Annotated in this window: 1 protein-coding gene; it reads left to right on the top strand. The window is 34.7% G+C overall.

Annotation, left to right across the window (positions count from 1 at the left end; all coding sequences use genetic code 11):
• Positions 1-18 precede the first annotated feature (18 nt).
• A partial coding sequence (locus EII29_RS11845) for a hypothetical protein (protein WP_148096462.1) occupies positions 19-225 on the top strand: 207 nt, incomplete at its 3' end.

The following is a 225-nucleotide window of genomic DNA, read 5'->3' as shown; positions in this document are numbered from 1 at the left end:
ATATCAAGGGGCTCAGCATTGGCAATATCATCAGGTGATAAGAGAGTAAAATATGACCTTGGCTTATACAGTCAGGGAAATATAGTAGGATTAGGAGCGTTTAATGTATTAAAGAATAACGGAATATATTTAGGGAAAGGCAAAGGATTTGATTTAAGGTCATACGGAACTCCTATAAGAAGAAATACATTATCTGATTTTGAGAAGCCATTGGGAATACGATTT

It is taken from the genome of Leptotrichia sp. OH3620_COT-345, from assembly GCF_003932895.1.
In the GTDB taxonomy this organism is placed as follows: Bacteria; Fusobacteriota; Fusobacteriia; order Fusobacteriales; family Leptotrichiaceae; genus Pseudoleptotrichia.
The sequence above is the reverse complement of the archived record's forward strand: the minus strand, read 5'-3'. Positions and strand labels throughout refer to the sequence as shown.